Source organism: Facivitalis istanbulensis (genome assembly GCF_040560405.1).
GTDB lineage: Bacteria > Pseudomonadota > Alphaproteobacteria > Sphingomonadales > Sphingomonadaceae > Sphingomonas > Sphingomonas istanbulensis.
This window is the reverse complement of record NZ_JAVSCQ010000001.1, coordinates 135,519-148,410: the sequence shown is the minus strand read 5'-3', so window position 1 is coordinate 148,410 and position 12,892 is coordinate 135,519. Positions and strand designations below refer to the sequence as shown.

The 12,892-nt window shown below is 65.3% G+C and carries 22 protein-coding genes; 19 read left to right on the top strand and 3 right to left on the bottom strand.

Features of this window, described 5'->3' with window-relative positions:
- From rplB to RN629_RS00670, 19 genes are all read left to right on the top strand, one after another.
- Positions 1-852 carry a 50S ribosomal protein L2 gene (gene rplB / locus RN629_RS00760; RefSeq protein ID WP_407033360.1) on the top strand — a complete coding sequence of 284 codons (852 nt, stop codon included), beginning with the start codon at positions 1-3 and terminating at the stop codon, positions 850-852.
- 6 nt (positions 853-858) lie between these two features.
- Positions 859-1,137 carry a 30S ribosomal protein S19 gene (rpsS, locus tag RN629_RS00755; protein WP_037569384.1) on the top strand — a complete coding sequence of 93 codons (279 nt, stop codon included), beginning with the start codon at positions 859-861 and terminating at the stop codon, positions 1,135-1,137.
- Positions 1,137-1,514, top strand: a complete 378-nt coding sequence (rplV, locus tag RN629_RS00750) for a 50S ribosomal protein L22 (protein WP_407033359.1) — start codon at positions 1,137-1,139, stop codon at positions 1,512-1,514. Before rpsS ends, rplV begins: the two co-directional genes overlap by 1 nt.
- Entirely contained in the window at positions 1,514-2,224 is a 711-nt protein-coding gene (gene rpsC, locus RN629_RS00745; protein WP_007406047.1) for a 30S ribosomal protein S3, read from the top strand. The genes rplV and rpsC overlap by 1 nt, the downstream gene beginning before the upstream one ends.
- Positions 2,225-2,236: 12 nt before the next feature.
- Complete coding sequence (gene rplP / locus RN629_RS00740; protein ID WP_230481238.1) at positions 2,237-2,671, top strand: 50S ribosomal protein L16; 435 nt, start codon at positions 2,237-2,239, stop codon at positions 2,669-2,671.
- A complete protein-coding gene (gene rpmC / locus RN629_RS00735) occupies positions 2,671-2,871 on the top strand; it encodes a 50S ribosomal protein L29 (RefSeq protein ID WP_007406063.1) in 201 nt (66 codons plus the stop codon). The genes rplP and rpmC overlap by 1 nt, the downstream gene beginning before the upstream one ends.
- 12 nt (positions 2,872-2,883) lie before the next feature.
- Entirely contained in the window at positions 2,884-3,156 is a 273-nt protein-coding gene (gene rpsQ / locus RN629_RS00730) for a 30S ribosomal protein S17 (protein WP_407033358.1), read from the top strand.
- Positions 3,157-3,390: 234 nt separating this feature from the next.
- Complete coding sequence (gene rplN, locus RN629_RS00725) at positions 3,391-3,759, top strand: 50S ribosomal protein L14 (protein WP_007406105.1); 369 nt, start codon at positions 3,391-3,393, stop codon at positions 3,757-3,759.
- Positions 3,759-4,076 (top strand): 50S ribosomal protein L24, encoded by a 318-nt coding sequence (gene rplX, locus RN629_RS00720; protein ID WP_007406132.1) that lies wholly within the window; start codon positions 3,759-3,761, stop codon positions 4,074-4,076. Before rplN ends, rplX begins: the two co-directional genes overlap by 1 nt.
- The gene (gene rplE, locus RN629_RS00715) at positions 4,069-4,650 is read left to right on the top strand and encodes a 50S ribosomal protein L5 (RefSeq protein ID WP_037569379.1); all 582 of its coding nucleotides are present in this window, start codon (positions 4,069-4,071) and stop codon (positions 4,648-4,650) included. The genes rplX and rplE overlap by 8 nt, the downstream gene beginning before the upstream one ends.
- A 57-nt stretch (positions 4,651-4,707) precedes the next feature.
- The gene (gene rpsN, locus RN629_RS00710) at positions 4,708-5,013 is read left to right on the top strand and encodes a 30S ribosomal protein S14 (protein WP_007406083.1); all 306 of its coding nucleotides are present in this window, start codon (positions 4,708-4,710) and stop codon (positions 5,011-5,013) included.
- A gap of 12 nt (positions 5,014-5,025) precedes the next feature.
- The gene (gene rpsH / locus RN629_RS00705; RefSeq protein WP_058716515.1) at positions 5,026-5,421 is read left to right on the top strand and encodes a 30S ribosomal protein S8; all 396 of its coding nucleotides are present in this window, start codon (positions 5,026-5,028) and stop codon (positions 5,419-5,421) included.
- The gene (rplF, locus tag RN629_RS00700; RefSeq protein ID WP_407033357.1) at positions 5,421-5,954 is read left to right on the top strand and encodes a 50S ribosomal protein L6; all 534 of its coding nucleotides are present in this window, start codon (positions 5,421-5,423) and stop codon (positions 5,952-5,954) included. The genes rpsH and rplF overlap by 1 nt, the downstream gene beginning before the upstream one ends.
- Entirely contained in the window at positions 5,954-6,310 is a 357-nt protein-coding gene (rplR, locus tag RN629_RS00695) for a 50S ribosomal protein L18 (protein WP_056430739.1), read from the top strand. Before rplF ends, rplR begins: the two co-directional genes overlap by 1 nt.
- 1 nt (position 6,311) lies before the next feature.
- On the top strand, positions 6,312-7,031 hold the full coding sequence (rpsE, locus tag RN629_RS00690; protein WP_407033356.1) for a 30S ribosomal protein S5: 720 nt from the start codon (positions 6,312-6,314) through the stop codon (positions 7,029-7,031).
- Positions 7,032-7,037: 6 nt separating this feature from the next.
- The gene (rpmD, locus tag RN629_RS00685) at positions 7,038-7,214 is read left to right on the top strand and encodes a 50S ribosomal protein L30 (RefSeq protein WP_407033355.1); all 177 of its coding nucleotides are present in this window, start codon (positions 7,038-7,040) and stop codon (positions 7,212-7,214) included.
- A gap of 148 nt (positions 7,215-7,362) precedes the next feature.
- Positions 7,363-7,893, top strand: a complete 531-nt coding sequence (gene rplO, locus RN629_RS00680) for a 50S ribosomal protein L15 (RefSeq protein WP_407033354.1) — start codon at positions 7,363-7,365, stop codon at positions 7,891-7,893.
- Between the two features lie 159 nt (positions 7,894-8,052).
- A complete protein-coding gene (secY, locus tag RN629_RS00675; protein WP_407033353.1) occupies positions 8,053-9,417 on the top strand; it encodes a preprotein translocase subunit SecY in 1,365 nt (454 codons plus the stop codon).
- A gap of 40 nt (positions 9,418-9,457) precedes the next feature.
- Complete coding sequence (locus tag RN629_RS00670) at positions 9,458-10,120, top strand: adenylate kinase (protein WP_407033493.1); 663 nt, start codon at positions 9,458-9,460, stop codon at positions 10,118-10,120.
- A 129-nt stretch (positions 10,121-10,249) separates the two neighbouring features.
- Here RN629_RS00670 and RN629_RS00665 read toward each other — a convergent pair whose 3' ends face one another.
- From RN629_RS00665 to rplJ, 3 genes are all read right to left on the bottom strand, one after another.
- Positions 10,250-11,494: an aspartyl protease family protein gene (locus tag RN629_RS00665; protein ID WP_407033352.1), complete on the bottom strand. Its 1,245-nt coding sequence runs from the start codon at positions 11,492-11,494 to the stop codon at positions 10,250-10,252.
- A 166-nt stretch (positions 11,495-11,660) separates the two neighbouring features.
- A complete protein-coding gene (gene rplL / locus RN629_RS00660; protein ID WP_407033351.1) occupies positions 11,661-12,035 on the bottom strand; it encodes a 50S ribosomal protein L7/L12 in 375 nt (124 codons plus the stop codon).
- Positions 12,036-12,108: 73 nt separating this feature from the next.
- Entirely contained in the window at positions 12,109-12,630 is a 522-nt protein-coding gene (rplJ, locus tag RN629_RS00655) for a 50S ribosomal protein L10 (protein WP_407033350.1), read from the bottom strand.
- Positions 12,631-12,892: the final 262 nt, after the last annotated feature.

The following is a 12,892-nucleotide window of genomic DNA, read 5'->3' as shown; positions in this document are numbered from 1 at the left end:
ATGGCACTCAAGCATTATAACCCGACGAGCCCGGCCCGCCGTGGCCTGATCCTCGTCGACCGCTCGGCGCTGTGGAAGGGCGCGCCCGTCAAGGCGCTCACCGAAGGCAAGCGCAAGACCGGCGGCCGCAACAACAAGGGCCATGTGACCAGCCGCGGCATCGCGGGCGGCCACAAGCAGCGTTACCGCTTCATCGACTTCAAGCGTCGCCAGTGGGACGTCGAGGGCACCGTGGAACGGATCGAATATGATCCCAACCGCACCGCCTTCATCGCGCTGATCAACTACGGCGCCGATGCCGAGGGCAAGGAGAACCTGGCCTATATCATCGCGCCGCAGCGTCTGGCCGTCGGCGACAAGGTCGTCGCGGGCAAGAAGACCGACGTGAAGCCGGGCAACGCGATGGAGCTGGGCCAGATGCCGGTCGGCACCATCGTCCACAACGTCGAGATGAAGCCCGGCAAGGGCGGTCAGATTGCACGTTCGGCCGGCACCTATGTGCAGGTCGTGGGTCGCGACAAGGGCATGGTCATCGTTCGCCTGAACTCGGGCGAGCAGCGCTACATCCGTGCCGAGTGCATGGCGACGGTCGGCGCGGTGTCGAACCCCGACAACGGCAACACCAACCTGGCGAAGGCTGGTCGCAACCGTTGGAAGGGCCATCGTCCGCTGACCCGTGGTGTGGCGAAGAACCCGGTCGACCACCCGCACGGCGGTGGTGAAGGCCGGACCTCGGGCGGCCGTCATCCGGTCACCCCGTGGGGCAAGCCGACCAAGGGTGCGCGCACTCGTCACAACAAGGCGACGGACAAGATGATCATCCGTAGCCGTCACGCCAAGAAGAAGGGCTAACACGCAATGGCTCGTTCCGTTTGGAAGGGTCCTTTCGTGGACCTCCATCTCCTGAAGAAGGCCGAAGTGGCTCAGGATGCCGGCAACCGCGCAGGTCCGATCAAGACCTGGTCGCGCCGCTCGACCATCCTGCCGTCGTTCGTCGGCCTGACCTTCAACGTCTACAATGGTCGCAAGTTCGTTCCCGTCTCGGTGAACGAGGACATGGTCGGCATGAAGCTCGGTGAATTCGCGCCCACGCGCTACTTCCCCGGCCACGCTGCCGACAAGAAGGGTAAGCGCTGATGTCCAAGCCCGCATCCCCCCGCAAGGTCGGTGAGAAGGAAGCGCTGTCGGTCGGCACGCAGATCCGTGGCTCGGCGCAGAAGCTGAACCTGGTCGCTGGCCTGATCCGCGGCAAGAAGGCCGGCGACGCGATGAACATCCTGGCCTTCTCGAAGAAGGCCATGGCTGTCGACGCGCGCAAGATTCTCGCCTCCGCGATCGCCAATGCCGAGAACAACCACAACCTCGACGTCGACGCGCTCGTCGTCGCCGAGGCGTCGGTCGGCAAGTCGATCACCATGAAGCGTTTCGCGACGCGCGGTCGCGGCAAGTCGACCCGCATCCTGAAGCCGTTTTCGCGGCTCCGCATCGTCGTCCGCGAGCAGGAAGAAGCATAATGGGTCAGAAGAGCAATCCGATCGGCCTGCGTCTCCAGATCAACCGCACCTGGGACAGCCGCTGGTTCGCCGAAGGCCATGACTATGGCCGCCTGCTGCTGGAGGATCTCAAGATCCGCCAGTACATCATGAAGACGCTGCCCCAGGCCGCGATCTCGAAGGTCGTCATCGAGCGTCCGGCCAAGCTGTGCCGCATCTCGATCTTCGCGGCGCGTCCGGGCGTGATCATCGGCAAGAAGGGCGCCGACATCGAAAAGCTTCGCAAGAAGCTGGGTTCGATGACCTCGTCCGACGTGTCGCTGAACATCGTCGAGATCCGCAAGCCCGAGATCGACGCCAAGCTCGTCGCGCAGGGCGTCGCCGACCAGCTCGAGCGTCGTATCGCTTTCCGTCGCGCGATGAAGCGCGCGGTGCAGTCGGCGCTCCGTCTGGGCGCCGAGGGCATCCGCATCACCTGCGGCGGCCGTCTGGGCGGCGCGGAAATCGCGCGGACCGAATGGTATCGTGAAGGCCGCGTTCCGCTGCACACGCTGCGTGCGAACGTCGACTATGCCGAAGCGCAGGCCCACACCGCTTATGGTGTGTGCGGCGTGAAGGTGTGGATCTTCAAGGGCGAGATCCTGGGCCATGACCCCATGGCGCAGGACCGGCTGATGATGGAGGCTCAGACCTCCGGCGTGCGCCCGGCGCGCGACGATCATCGCCGCTAAGGATCAAAGAACATGCTGCAACCAAAGCGCACCAAGTTCCGCAAGGCCTTCAAGGGCCGCATCCACGGCGATGCGAAGGGCGGCACGAGCCTGAACTTCGGGTCCTATGGCCTGAAGGCCATGGAGCCGGAGCGGATCACCGCGCGCCAGATCGAGGCGGCTCGCCGCGCGATCACGCGTCACATCAAGCGTCAGGGCCGTCTCTGGATCCGCATCTTCCCGGACGTGCCAGTTTCGTCGAAGCCCGCCGAAGTCCGCATGGGCTCGGGTAAGGGTTCGCCGGAATTCTGGGCCGCCCGCGTGAAGCCGGGTCGCATCCTGTTCGAGCTCGACGGTGTCGAAGGCAAGATTGCCGCCGAAGCGTTTGAGCGCGCCGCGATGAAGCTCCCCATCAAGACCAAGGTCGTTGCCCGCCTGGGCGACACCTCGCACCTCGGAGGCGAGTAATGGCCAAGACTGAATATACCGGCCAGAGCGACGACCAGCTCGTCGAGGCGCTGGGCAACCTGAAGCGCGAGCAGTTCAACCTGCGCTTCCAGGCGGCCACGAGCCAGCTCGAAAAGCCCAGCCGGGTCAAGGAAGTCCGTCGCGATATCGCGCGGATCAAGACCATCCAGGCGCAGCGCACCGCTGCGGCTGCCAAGTAAGGACCGAGACACATGCCGAAGCGCGTGCTGACCGGGGTGATTGTCTCGGACAAGACCGACAAGACGGTCGTCGTCAATGTGGAGCGGAAGGTCAAGCACCCCCTCTACGGCAAGATCATCCGTCGGTCGAAGAAGTATCACGCCCATGACGAGGCGAATGAATACAAGGCCGGTGAGACGGTGCGGATCGAAGAGACCGCCCCGATCTCCAAGCTGAAGACCTGGAAGGTCATCGAGCGGGTCAACACCCACTCGACGCCCGAACGGGCCTCGGCCGAGGGCTGACGCCTCTGACCTCCCGGCTCCGCGGACCCGTCAGGGGAAAGGGGATCGGGAGGAACGGGCCACCCTTCGGGGTGAAGAGCGGATTGGTTGAGGGGCGGCGAGCGACTCGCTTGCCTTTCGGGCCAGGAGTGGCTACAGGGCCTCTCCCCCTGGCGCGGACACCCGCGCCGGGGGTCGTTTTTTAAGGCGGGGTTGGGTCGGTATCCACCCCAGAAGAGAGAAGGAAGCGGATCCATGATCCAGATGCAGTCCAATCTCGACGTCGCTGACAACAGCGGCGCGAAGCGGGTGCAGTGCATCAAGGTGCTGGGCGGCTCGAAGCGCCGTACCGCATCGGTCGGCGACATCATCGTCGTCAGCGTCAAGGAAGCGCAGCCGCGTGGCCGCGTGAAGAAGGGCGACGTTCACCGCGCGGTGATCGTGCGTACCGCCAAGGACATCCGTCGTGCCGACGGCTCGGTGATCCGTTTCGACGGAAACGCGGCCGTTCTGGTCAACAAGAACGAGGAGCCGATCGGCACCCGTATCTTTGGCCCGGTCGTGCGTGAGCTTCGCGGCAAGAAGCACATGAAGATCATCTCGCTGGCGCCGGAGGTTTTGTAATGGCCGCTGCACGCATCAAGAAGGGTGACAAGGTCATCGTCCTGTCCGGCAAGGACAAGGGCAAGACCGGCACCGTGTCGCTGGCGATGCCGAAGGACGGCAAGGTCGTCGTGGACGGCGTGAACATCGCCACCCGTCACCGCAAGCCGACCCAGGCGAACCCGCAGGGTGGCCTGGAGCGCACCGCTGCGCCGCTGCACATCTCGAAGGTCGCGCACGTGACCGCCGATGGCAAGCCGACCCGCGTCCGTTTCGAGACGCAGGATGGCAAGAAGGTCCGTGTCGCCGTCAAGACCGGGGAGAAGATCGATGGCTGATTACAAGCCCCGCATGAAGGCTATCTATGACGATAGCATCATCAAGGCGATGACCGACAAGTTCGGTTACAAGAACGTCAACGAGATCCCCCGGATCGAGAAGATCGTGCTCAACATGGGCGTGGGCGAAGCGACGCAGGACAAGAAGCGCGTCGACCAGGCTGCGTCCGAGATGGAGCTGATCGCGGGTCAGAAGCCCGTCATCACCAAGGCGAAGAAGTCGATCGCGCAGTTCAAGCTGCGTGAAGGCATGCCGATCGGTGTGAAGGTCACGCTGCGTCGCGAGCGCATGTACGAGTTCCTGGACCGTTTCATCACGATCGCGCTGCCGCGCGTTCGCGACTTCCGCGGCCTGAACCCCAAGTCCTTTGACGGTCGCGGCAACTATGCCTGCGGCATCAAGGAACAGATCATCTTCCCCGAAATCAATTATGACCGCATCGACAAGGTGCGCGGCATGGATGTGATCGTGACCACCTCGGCGAAGACCGACGACGAAGCGCGCGAGCTGCTCCGTCTTTTCGGCTTCCCGTTCCCCAAGGAAGACGCTGCCGACGAGAAGAAGGCGGCGTAACCGGACTGCCCCCTCTCCACGCCGGGGAGGGGGTCCTTACAGAAAGAGCTTAAGTCCATGGCGAAACTGAGTTCAATCAATAAGAACGAGAAGCGTCGCCTTCTCGTCAAGAAGTATGCCGGCAAGTACGCGAAGCTGAAGGCGATCGCGAACGACCAGAGCCTCGATGAGACCGAGCGTCTGATCGCGCGCCTGAAGATGGCCGAGATCCCCCGCAACGGCAATCCGACCCGCATCCGCAATCGCTGCGAGATCACGGGCCGCCCGCGTGCGTATTACCGCAAGTTCCGTCTCGCTCGCGTCATGCTGCGTGATCTGGCCAACAAGGGCCTGATCCCCGGCGTCACCAAGTCGAGCTGGTAAGGACCATTTGAGATGGCAGTGACCGATCCCCTGGGTGACCTGCTCACCCGCATCCGCAATGGCCAGCGCGCGCGCAAGGACTCCGTCCTGACGCCTGCGTCGAAGCTGCGCGCCCGCGTGCTCGACGTGCTCCAGCGCGAAGGCTATATCCGTGGCTACAGCGAAGAGCAGATGGGCCCCGCGGCCGGCATCCGCATCGAGCTGAAGTATTTCGAGGGCCAGCCCGCGATCAAGCATGTCGCGCGCGTGTCCAAGCCCGGCCGCCGTATCTATTCGGGCGCGCAGGACCTGCCGCGCGTGCGCAACGGCCTGGGCATCACCATCGTGTCGACGCCGCGTGGCGTTCTGTCGGACGCCGAAGCGCGTGAGCAGAATGTCGGTGGCGAAGTCCTGGCGGAGGTGTTCTGATGAGCCGCATCGGAAAGAAGGCGGTCCCGGTTCCGGCCGGCGTCACCGCGACCATCGCCGACAAGGTGCTGAGCGTGAAGGGTCCCAAGGGCACCCTCTCCATGCCGCTCGTCGACGAGATCACCTATGACGTCCAGGCGGACGCCATTTCGGTGCAGCCGTCGAATGCCACCAAGCGCGCCCGCGCGTTCTGGGGCATGCAGCGCACGATGGTCCAGAACCTCGTCACCGGCGTGACCGCTGGCTTCTCCAAGAAGCTGGTCATCACCGGCGTCGGTTACCGCGCGGCCGCACAGGGCAAGACCCTGAAGCTGCAGCTCGGCTACAGCCACGACGTCAATATCGACGTGCCGGAAGGCATCGAGGTGAAGACGCCGGACGCCACCACCGTCGAGATCAGCGGTGCGGACAAGCAGAAGGTCGGCCAGCTGGCCGCCGAGATCCGCCGCTGGCGCAAGCCCGAGCCGTATAAGGGCAAGGGCATCAAGTACGACGGCGAGTTCATCTTCCGCAAGGAAGGGAAGAAGAAGTAATGACCAAGGGTCTCTCTCTTTTCGAGAAGCGCCGTCGGCGCAACCGTACCGCGCTGCGTGCGCGTGCGGGCACCCGTCCGCGCCTGTCGGTGCATCGCTCGGGCAAGCATATCTATGCCCAGGTGATCGACGACGAGGCGGGTCGTACCGTGGCTTCGGCCTCGACGCTGGAAAAGGACGCACGCGGCCAGTCGGGCGCGAACGTCGCAGCGGCGACCGAAGTCGGCAAGCGCGTGGCCGAAATGGCCAAGGCCGCTGGCGTCACGCAGGTCGTTTTCGACCGTGGCGGCTTCCTGTTCCACGGTCGCGTCAAGGCGCTGGCCGAGGCGGCACGCGAAGCGGGATTGGAGTTCTAATATGGCTGACGAGAACAACGTGGCCGTTGCCGGTGCCGAAGGCGCCGCGCAGGACGCGACCCAGGGTCGTGGTCCCCGGGGCGGCCGTGGCCGTGGTCCGGGCGGCGGTGACCGCGGCCGTGGCGGCCGTGACGGCAACCGTGGTCGTCGCGACGACCGTCGCGGTGGCACCGAGGAGCAGGGCGAAGAGCTGATCGAAAAGCTCGTCCACATCAACCGCGTCTCGAAGACCGTGAAGGGCGGTAAGCGTTTCGGCTTCGCCGCGCTCGTCGTGGTCGGCGATGGCAAGGGACGTGCGGGCTTCGGTCATGGCAAGGCGCGCGAAGTGCCGGAAGCCATCTCGAAGGCGACCGCCGCCGCCAAGAAGGCGATGGTCCGCGTTCCGCTCAAGGACGGTCGCACGCTGCACCATGATGGCAACGGCCATTTCGGTGCGGGCCGCGTGACGGTGCGTTCGGCCCCGCAGGGGACCGGCATCATCGCCGGCGGTCCGATGCGTGCCATCTTCGAATCGCTCGGCGTCGCCGACGTGGTGACGAAGTCGGTCGGTACGTCGAACCCGTACAACATGATCCGCGCCACCTTCGAGGCCCTTGGCGAGCAGACCTCGCCCAAGGCGGTGGCGCAGCGTCGTGGCAAGAAGATCGCCGACCTGCTGGGTCGCGGTCACGGTGCCACCCAGCAGACTGCCGAGGCGGAAGCCGCGGCCGTCGTGGAGTAAGCGACCATGGCTACCATCAAGATCAAGCAGACCGGTTCGCCGATCCGCCGCACCAAGGACCAGCGCGCGACCCTCGTCGGCCTGGGCCTGAACAAGATGCACAAGGTCTCCGAGCTTCAGGACACCCCTGAAGTCCGCGGCATGATCCGCAAGGTGCAGCACATGGTTCAGGTGGTGGACTGAGACCTGTCGCAAGACAGTCTCGATTCCGTCACATCGAATCCGTGACAAAGACAGGGAAGGGGGCTATGCGGCCCCCTTCCTTTTATCCAACGGCCATGATTCTCTGGAATGGTGGCCAGCGCGCAAATAGCGAAAGCGAGTGCAAATCATGAAGCTGAACGAACTTTTCGACAACCAGGGTGCCCGCAAGTCCAAGATCCGCGTCGGTCGCGGCATCGGTTCCGGCAAGGGCAAGACCGGTGGTCGCGGCGTCAAGGGCCAGAAGAGCCGTGAGGGCGTGTCCATCGCGGGCTTCGAGGGCGGTCAGATGCCGCTCCACATGCGTCTGCCGAAGCGTGGCTTCAACAACATCTTCGCCAAGGACTATGCCGAGGTGAATCTGGGCGCGATCCAGAAGGCGGTCGACTCGGGCAAGCTGGCCACCGACGGCACGATCGACCATGCCGCGCTGAAGGCTGCCGGCCTGGCGCGTGGCGGCAAGGACGGCGTGCGTCTGCTGGCCAAGGGTGAACTGACCGCCAAGCTGTCGTTCGTCGTGCAGGGCGTGTCGGCTTCGGCACGCGCCGCGGTCGAGAAGGCCGGTGGCTCGGTTGACGTGCCGCACGTCGTGCCCGCCGCTGAAAAGGCCGCCGCGAAGAAGGGCAAGACCCGCGCCGCGAAGCTCGCCGCCAAGGCCTGAACCGGATCGGATTCGCCGCTGTCGGATGGCGTAAACGCCACACCGGCAGCGGCGGATTGTCCATCCGGGTTAGACAAGCGCGTCTTCGCGCCTATATGAGCGGCGGGGCGGTTCAAAACGCATCCCGCCGTTTTTCGTTTCCAGGATAACGCAACAGCTATGGCATCCGCAGCCGACCAGATGGCGCAAAGCATCAGCCTGGCGAAATTCGCCAAGGCCACCGACCTCAAGAAGCGGCTGTGGTTCACCATCGGCGCGCTGATCGTCTTCCGCCTGCTCAGCTATGTGCCGCTGCCGGGCGTCGACCCGACCGCGCTGGGCCTGCTGAGCCAGAAGACCACGGGCGGCGTGCTCGACTTCTTCAACACCTTCTCGGGCGGTTCGCTCAGCCGCATGTCGCTGATCGCGCTGGGCGTGATGCCGTACATCACGGCGTCGATCGTCGTGCAGCTCGCGACCTCGCTGAGCCCGCAGCTCGCCGCCATCAAGAAGGAAGGCGAGAGCGGCCGCAAGAAGCTGAACCAATATACCCGCTACGGCACGGTGTTGCTGACCGCGATCCAGGGCTATTTCATTGCCGTCGGCCTTGAGACGCTGGGCGCGAGCCAGGGCATCCAGGCGGTGATCGAGCCGGGCATGACCTTCCGCATCGCGGCGGTCATCTCGCTGATCGGCGGTACGATGTTCCTGATGTGGCTGGGCGAGCAGATCACCAGCCGGGGCATCGGTAACGGCGTGTCGCTCATCATCATGGCGGGCATCGTCGCCCACTTGCCGACCACGCTGGTCAACCTGCTCGAAGGTGGCCGTTCGGGCAGCATCGATCCGGTCCGCCTGATCGGCATCGTCGTCGCGGTCGTGGTGCTGGTGCTGTTCATCTGCTTCATGGAGCGTGCGCAGCGCCGGATCCTGATCCAGTATCCCAAGCGCGCGACGCAGCGCGGAATGCAGGCCGATCGCAGCCACCTGCCGCTGAAGATCAACACCGCGGGCGTGATCCCTCCGATCTTCGCCTCGTCGCTGCTGCTGATGCCGCTGACCATCTCGCAATTCGCGGGGCAGCGCGTCGCCGGCGAGAGCCGCTGGGGCGATTTCATCATCAGCCTCAACCAGTATCTGCAGCATGGTTCGCCGATCTATATGCTGCTGTACGGCGCGGGCATCGTGTTCTTCTCGTTCTTCTACACCGCGGTCGTGTTCAACCCGGAAGAAACGGCGGACAATCTGAAGCGCTATGGCGGCTTCATCCCGGGCATCCGTCCGGGCAAGAACACCGAGACCTATCTCGATTACGTGCTGACCCGGATCACGGTGATCGGCGCGGCCTATCTGACCATCATCTGCCTGTTGCCGGAATATCTGGTGTCGGCGCTCCAGATCCCCTTCTATCTGGGCGGCACCAGCCTGTTGATCGTCGTCAACGTGACGATGGACACGGTGACGCAGATTCAAAGCCACTTGCTTGCGCATCAATATAGCGATCTCATCAAGAAGGCGAAGCTGAAGGGCGGTCGCCTGCGTTGAGCGCGGGCGGACGACGGATATGGGGGAGAGTGACGTGGGCGTGAACATCATCCTGCTGGGCCCGCCGGGTGCGGGCAAGGGAACCCAGGCGCAGCGGCTGGTGACCAATCGCGGCATGGTGCAGCTGTCGACCGGCGACATGCTGCGCGCGGCGGTCAAGGCGGGGACTCCCGTCGGGCTCCAGGCGAAGGCGGTGATGGATGCGGGTGAGCTGGTGTCGGACGCGATCGTCTCGGCGCTGATCGGCGAGCGGCTGGACCAGGCCGATGGTGCCCAGGAATCCGTGGGCGGCGCGATCTTCGACGGCTATCCGCGTACCGCCGCGCAGGCCGAGGCGCTGGACCAATTGCTGGCCGAACGCGGCAAGACGCTGGACCATGTGATCGAACTCGCGGTGGACGAGGATGCGCTGGTCGAGCGGATCACCGGCCGTTTCACCTGCGCCTCGTGCGGCGCTGGCTATCACGACCGCTTCAAGCCCACCAAGGTCGAGGGCGTGTGCGATGTCTGCGGCTCGACCGAGTTCAAGCGGCGGCCGGACGACAATGCCGAGACGGTGCGGACCCGCATGGCCGAATATCGCGCCAAGACCGCGCCGATCCTGCCCATCTATGAAGCGCGCGGGATCGTGACGCGGGTCGACGGCATGGCGGCGATGGACGAGGTCGGCGCGGCGATCGACGCGATCCTCGACCGCGACTGATCGGAATCACCGAACGACAGGGAAGGGCGCCTTCGATTCGGAGGCGCCCTTTTTTCGTTGCGGAATGCTCTTCCCGGAGCGTGAAGGCGGTCCGATGGTGATCCATTCGCGGACGCCTACGACATGGCGCTAATAGAAGCGCGCGAGCGTCAGTACGCGTTCCTGCCCATCACAGCCGCGCAGGCGGACGATGGTTCCGGGCTTGCCGACCGTCCAGCGTGCGAGCGGACTGTCGACATAGTCGCGCGGGATGGGCTGTCCGTTGATCGCGCAGATGGTGTCACCGTCCCGCCACCCGGACTTGTCCGCCGGGCCGCCGCGCATGACATGCAGGACGCGCAGCCGGTCCCCTGCCACCCCCATGAGCAGCCCGGCGGTGGAGCGTAGCGCGGGGTCGTTGGCATGCGGCCCCGGGGTCAGGATCATGCGCCCCGCCCCGGGGTCGAGCAGCACGCGATAGCGCTGGAGAAAGCCCGACCCGATGCGGCCCGCCGCGCCGACCGATTCGCTGAAGCCCTTGGCCGGTTCGACCCGCACCTCGACCTCGCGCGCGGTCAGCGTGCCGAGCCGGATATCGGGAACGATCGCCAGGTCGTTGACCGAAGGCCCCGCCAGCCCGAACCCGATCGCACTGGTCACGGGAACCCCGGTCAGCCGGGCTGCGCGCCAGCCCGCCTGGGTCACGGTGAGCGAGGAGCCGTCGCCGGTATCGACGATGATCGGCGACAGCCTGGTCGTGCCCAGGCCGACCAGGCTCTCATAGACCCGGCGTTCGGCGGAGATGCTCAACGGCGCCGTCGCGCCGGTAAAGGGCATCCGGCCCGAGGCGATCAGGCGGAAGCGCTTGTGCGGATAGTCGATGTCGAGCGCATGGCCCGCCGTCAGGTCGCGCCCGACCAGCAGGTCGACCGGCTGGGCATCGCCCGTCGCCATGGCGGGCAGGGGAGCGACCGCGACGCCCCCGCCGCGCCGGGTCAGCCCGCCCAGCGCCAGGCTGTGGGTCGGCATCCATCCGATTGCCACCGCGCCGCCGATCGCGCTGGCCTCGCCGCCGGGGTGGATGCGGGCCGTGGCGGCGATGGGCGAGCTGCGGGACAACAGGGTGAAGCTGACGCCGGTATCGAGGATCGCGGTGACCTTCTGCCCATCGATCGTCATGGCGAAGCGGATCTGATTGCCCGGTGTCAGTTGAAAGGAAATCCAGCGCTGCTCCGCATCGGGCGCGAGCGTCGCCACGCCCGGATCGCGGGCGGCGGCCGTCACCACATCCCGGCCATCGGTCGGGGCAGGGGCGGGGTTCCGCGAGGGCTGGGGCGCGACCATCGCCGCGACAAGGAGGGCGGGGACGGGCAGCAGATAGGCAAGGCGACGCATGATGTCCCAACGCCTAGCCCAAGCCGACGCCGCATGCGCGCGAATTTGCATGGGGGAAGGGATGCCGGGGGAAGCGGACAAAAGAAAAGGGCGACCCCCGCAAGAGGGGCCGCCCTTTCTTTAGCTCGCCAAGCGAACGGCTGGCGGGGTCACCCCCGCTGTCCGATTACTTGAGCTCGACGGTCGCGCCGGCTTCTTCGAGCTGCTTCTTGATCTTCTCGGCCTCGTCCTTGTTGATGCCTTCCTTGACGGGCTTCGGAGCGCCTTCGACCAGCGCCTTGGCTTCGGTCAGGCCCAGGCCGGTGATCGCACGGACTTCCTTGATGACGTTGATCTTCTTGCCACCGTCGCCGGTGAGGATCACGTCGAACTCGGTCTTCTCTTCGACTGCCGGAGCGGCAGCGCCGCCAGCGGCCGGCGCAGCGGCAACAGCCGCAGCGGCCGAGACGCCCCACTTCTCTTCGAGCATCTTCGACAGCTCGGCGGCTTCGAGGACGGTCAGCTCGCTCAGCTGGTCAACCAGCGCGTTCAGGTCTGCCATGTTCTTATCTCCAATACGGGCCGGGTAAAATGGCCCGAGTGTGTCAGTTCAAATCGTCGTGTACGCCCGAAGATCAGGCGGCTTCCTTGTCCTTGTCGGCATAAGCCGCGAGGACGCGGGCGAGCTGCGCCGCGGGAGCCTGGGTGATGGTCGCCAGCTTCGTCGCGGGAGCCGCGATGAGGCCGATGAGCTTCGCCCGGAGCTCGTCCAGCGAGGGCAGCGTCGCCAGCGCCTGCACGCCTGCGACATCAAGGACGTTCGCGCCCATCGATCCGCCGACGATCTCGAACTTGTCGGTCGTCTTGGCGAATTCCACGGCCACCTTGGCGGCGGCCACGGGATCGATCGAGCTGGCAATGCCGACGGGACCCGTCAGCATGTCAGCGACACCGGCATAGTCGGTGCCCTGGGCAGCGATCTTGGCAAGCCGGTTCTTCGAGACCTTATAAACCGCGCCGGCTTCCCGCATCTTCGTGCGCAGGGCCGTCGACTGGGCGACGGTCATGCCGAGGTTGCGGGTGATGACCACCACGCCGACCTCGTTGAAGGTACGATTCAGTTCGGCGACGGCCTGGGTCTTTTGATCGCGATCCATGCCATTCTCCATGGTTGGAACGGCCGCGAACGGCCATCCCGGTTGCTTGACCGGGGGATGTGACCACCCCTCGGGGTGTCCAGCGATGGGGAATGGGCAACCAACGCGTGAGAAACGCGGGGCAGACCGGGCGGGACCAGCATGAACTGGGCGACCGGCAAAATCCTTTTCCCCGTCTCGGCAGGAGATTAAGCTGGGGCAAATTCCCCGGCACCTGCTGTCTTGGACGGAATCCCATGGGCGAGCCCTTGGGATGCGGGCG